5 protein-coding genes and 1 other RNA gene are annotated in these 4,421 nt (G+C 59.0%); 4 read left to right on the forward strand and 2 right to left on the reverse strand.

Features of this window, described 5'->3' with window-relative positions; all coding sequences use genetic code 11:
• Positions 1-262 (reverse strand): glyceraldehyde 3-phosphate dehydrogenase NAD-binding domain-containing protein (locus tag ACUTJJ_RS24755; RefSeq protein ID WP_445543750.1); only part of this gene is annotated, 262 nt, incomplete at its 3' end.
• Positions 263-324: 62 nt separating this feature from the next.
• A complete protein-coding gene (gene tkt, locus ACUTJJ_RS24760; protein WP_445543751.1) occupies positions 325-2,307 on the reverse strand; it encodes a transketolase in 1,983 nt (660 codons plus the stop codon).
• Between the two features lie 325 nt (positions 2,308-2,632).
• Here tkt and ACUTJJ_RS24765 point away from each other — a divergent pair, with 325 nt between their 5' ends.
• The 4 genes from ACUTJJ_RS24765 to ACUTJJ_RS24780 all read left to right on the forward strand — a co-directional run.
• Positions 2,633-2,905 (forward strand): DUF4164 domain-containing protein, encoded by a 273-nt coding sequence (locus ACUTJJ_RS24765; protein ID WP_046799912.1) that lies wholly within the window; start codon positions 2,633-2,635, stop codon positions 2,903-2,905.
• Positions 2,906-2,915: 10 nt separating this feature from the next.
• Positions 2,916-3,293: a cell division protein ZapA gene (locus ACUTJJ_RS24770; RefSeq protein ID WP_209091123.1), complete on the forward strand. Its 378-nt coding sequence runs from the start codon at positions 2,916-2,918 to the stop codon at positions 3,291-3,293.
• Between the two features lie 77 nt (positions 3,294-3,370).
• Positions 3,371-3,529: non-coding RNA, 6S RNA (gene ssrS / locus ACUTJJ_RS24775), on the forward strand.
• Between the two features lie 227 nt (positions 3,530-3,756).
• The coding region (locus ACUTJJ_RS24780) for a hemolysin family protein (RefSeq protein ID WP_445543752.1) at positions 3,757-4,421 on the forward strand (665 nt) is incomplete at its 3' end.

The following is a 4,421-nucleotide window of genomic DNA, read 5'->3' on the forward strand; positions in this document are numbered from 1 at the left end:
GCGGCAGCGTTGCCGGATCGCGAACGGCGGTGACCTTGATCGGCTTGCCGCCGCCAACGATGATCGTGTCGCCTTCGACCTTTACCTCGGCCGGGAACTTGCCATGGATCGAATCGTAGCGCAGCAGGTGTGCGTTGGTTTCAACCGGGCCGAGGTCGTTGATGGCAACGACTTCAATATCGGTGCGGCCGGATTCGACGATGGCGCGCAGAACATTGCGGCCGATGCGGCCGAAGCCGTTAATGGCAACTTTTACAGTCATTTACAGTCTCCCGAACAAAAATGGGCGTGGTCTTTGCTGAGTGGTAAGGGCTCTCGAAGCCCTCACGCAAGTTTTGCCTCGACGGCGGCGACAACGGCTTCCGCCGTGATGCCGAAGTGCTTGAAGAGATCCTTTGCCGGGGCCGACGCACCGAAGGAATGCATGCCGACGAAAGCGCCATCGTTACCGATGAAGTAATCCCAACCCTGGCGGATGGCGGCTTCCACCGCAATCTTGACCGGAGCCTTGCCGATGATGGCGTTGCGATAGGTTTCCGGCTGTTCCTTGAAGAGTTCGAAGCAGGGAACGGAAACCACGCGGGCGGATACGCCCTTGTCCTTCAGCGTTGCGGCAGCCTTCAGAGCCACTTCGACTTCCGAACCGGAAGCGAAGATCGAAACCTTGGCGTCACTGGCGGAAACGAGTTCGTACGCGCCGTAAGCAGAGAGGTTCTTTTCTTCATATTCCTTGCGCGACGGAGCGAGATTCTGGCGGGTGAGTGCCAGCGCAGACGGGCGATGCTTCTGTTCCAGCGCCAGCTGCCAGCATTCTGCCGTCTCGGTCTCATCTGCCGGGCGGAAGACGAGCAGGTTCGGAATGGCTCGAAGCGCTGCGATCTGTTCCACCGGCTGGTGGGTGGGGCCATCTTCGCCAACGCCGATGGAATCATGCGTCAGAACGTGGACGACACGGATTCCCATGAGGGCAGCCAGACGGATCGACGGACGGCAGTAATCCGAGAAGATCAGGAAGCCGCCGGCATAGGGGATGAGGCCGCCATGCAGGGCAATGCCGTTCATGGCAGCGGCCATGCCGTGCTCGCGGATGCCGTAATGAAGGTAACGGCCGGAGAAGTCCGTCGGCGTGATGGACTTCATCTGGCTGGTCTTGGTGTTGTTCGACGGCGTCAGGTCGGCAGAACCGCCGATCATTTCCGGAAGCACGCCGTTGATGACTTCGAGCGAGTCTTCCGAGGCCTTGCGGGTTGCAACGGTCGGGTTGTTCTCGATGATCTTCTTCTTGAAAGCGTCGATCGAGCTGTCGAAGTTGCCCGTCAGGTCACCGGCGAAGCGACGCTTGAACTCGGCCTTCTTGGCCGTCTCAGTCGCTTCGAGGCGGGCTTCCCAGTCCTGGCGTGTCTTGGTGGAGCGCAGACCGGCAAGACGCCACGCATCCAGCACGTCTTCCGGAATGACGAAAGCTTCGGCTTCCCAGTTCAGGCTCTTGCGGGCCGCAGCGATTTCTTCTGCGCCGAGCGGGTTGCCGTGGACCTTATGGGTACCCTGTTTGTTGGGCGCGCCGAAACCGATGACGGTCTTGCAGGCGATGAAGGTCGGACGATCGGATTTCTGCGCGGCCTCGATGGCAGCGGCAATCGCGTCGGGATCATGGCCGTCAACGCGGATCGTGTTCCAGTGAACAGCCTGGAAGCGGGCGATCTGGTCGGTGCTGTCGGAAAGACCAACTTCACCGTCAATGGTGATGTTGTTGTCATCCCAGAAGAGGACGAGCTTGTTCAGCTTCAGGTGGCCGGCAAGCGCAATCGCCTCGTGGCTGATGCCCTCCATGAGGCAGCCGTCGCCGCAAAGGACGTAGGTGTAGTGGCTCTGCAGGTCGGAGCCGAATTCTTCTTCGAGCTTGCGCTCGGCGATCGCCATGCCAACAGCGTTGGCGATGCCCTGGCCGAGCGGGCCGGTGGTCGTTTCAATGCCGGTCGCGTGGCCATATTCGGGATGGCCGGCGGTCTTGGAGCCGAACTGACGGAAGCGCTTGATTTCGTCGATCGTCATGTCCTCGTAGCCCGTCAAATAGAGCAGCGAGTAAAGAAGCATCGAGCCATGGCCCGCCGACAGCACGAAGCGGTCGCGATCCGGCCAATGCGGCGCCTTCGGATCGAATTTCAGGTAGCGGGTGAAGAGAACGGTGGCGACATCAGCGGCGCCCATCGGCAGACCGGGATGGCCGGAATTGGCCTTCTCCACTGCATCCATGGCAAGAAAGCGGATCGCATTGGCCATCCGGTTGTGTTTGTCGCGAGAAATCATGGCTTTTCCGTCTGTTTCCGGGTGAAAGGAGATAGTTTTACGCAACTATCCAAAAAGCGGGTTGATCCATAGCAGGTGAGGCAGGCAAGTCAATAAATCGACGGCCAATTGCGGTTCTGCGGTCGATAAAAATCGTTTCGCAGAGTGGGGGCTGGAACGGATTAGGTGTACCCACCCAGCCTGGTTTCTTCGTTCATCCACAGAGCAAAACGCCACAATGCACTGGTTTGATTGACGGGATGGTAAATCGGGTAATAACCTCGTGAGCGTTTAAGTGGCCTGAAACCGGACGATTCGGCCGGTGACGTGCGAGTTGGAAAAAACAATGTCGGCTGAGAAGACCGTGCAATCTGCGCTGACGGAGCTGAATGCTGCCATCACAAATCTCGAAAATGCCATCGATATGCGTATCGAGCGGCAGCGGGAGACGGGCGAAATCGACAATGAGGTCAAACGGGTCCATGTCGATCGAGCGAGACTTGCGCAGGAGCTTGATCAGGCCGAGTTTCGCGCCAACCGTCTTGAAGAAGTCAATCGCGAGGTTTCCCGTCGGCTGGTAACGGCAATGGAAACGATCCGCGCGGTGCTGGATCGATAGGAGCGGGCTCATGGCGCAAGTCACAGTTATGATCGACGGCAAGGCCTATCGTATGGCCTGCGAGGCAGGGCAGGAGGAACATCTGACCGATCTCGCCACCCGTTTCGACCGGTATGTCGGGCATCTCAAGAGCCAGTTCGGGGAGATTGGCGATCTGCGTTTGACTGTCATGGCCGGCATCATGGTGATGGACGAGCTTTCCGAGCTCAATCGCAAGATCGATAAGCTTGAAGGCGAGGTGGCATCCCTTTCGCGCAACCGTGACGGCATGGCCGAGCACAAGGCCAAATCGGATGAACTGGTGGCGCTTGCCATCGGCGACCTGGCGGACCGCCTGAACGGTATCACCGAAAAACTGCTGGCGCGGCCAAAGCCGGCGACGCACTGACTGTTTGATGGTTCTGTTACGGTAAAATTTCGCTTCCCGCCTCTGGCGGTTTTCGCTGATCCGTCCTATATCTTGGTTGCGTTCTGCGCTTCCCGACAGGAACCACAATCCCTGGGGCCATACTCGATCCAAAGGGAGCTGTCCCTGGCCAGTCCCGTGGGGCTGGACACACGGTGCCCACCTACTTTTGTAGGCACCCAGGATCGTAACTCTCCATCGGTCGCCGTGGAACGCACTTCAGGCTTCGGATCAAACCGGTGCTTTTTCCATTTCTGATATAGTCGACAGTGATTTTTCATGGCTGCCGGAGACGGCTTTTTTATTGTGTCGTCATTGCAATGGCGGAACAATTCCCTATTATCCGGATTGGTATGTCTGTCATGCCCTTTAAAAAGGGGCGCTGCGGTCACAACCGCGACGTGCCGTTCAACAGCCCAAAGAGCTAAACTTGTTTACTGAAATTATGATCGTGGTCCTGCTCACCGTATTGAACGGTGTGCTTGCCATGTCCGAGCTTGCCGTTGTCTCCTCCAGACCGGCGAGGCTTAAAGTGCTTGCCGCTCAAGGCAGCAAAGGCGCCACGCTGGCGCTCACGCTTTCCGAAAATCCGGGACGCTTTCTTTCGACCGTTCAGATCGGCATCACGTTGGTCGGCGTGCTGTCCGGCGCATTTTCAGGCGCAACCCTCGGCGCCCGGTTCACTGCCTGGCTGGTGGAGCAGGGCGTGCCAGACCGTGCCGCCGATGCGCTTGGCGTCGGTTCGGTGGTCGTCGCCATCACCTATCTGTCCCTCATCGTCGGGGAACTCGTTCCGAAGCAGATTGCGCTGCGTGATCCCGAAAAGGTCGCCGCGCGCGTCGCTCCCACCATGTTGTTGCTTTCCAAGATCGGCGCGCCGCTGGTGTGGCTGCTCGACCGGTCGGGCAAGGCGGTCCTTGCCCTGCTTGGCCACAGCGGCGAGTCCAATGCGTCTGTCACGGACGATGAAATTCGCACCGTTCTGGCCGAGGCCCACAGCGCCGGCGTGATCGAAACCGAGGAATCGGCCATGATTACCAGCGTGATGCGCCTTGCCGACCGCAATGCGCGCGGACTGATGACGCCGCGTCGCGATGTGGAGGTGGTCGA

It is taken from the genome of Agrobacterium sp. DKPNP3 (genome assembly GCF_052686535.1).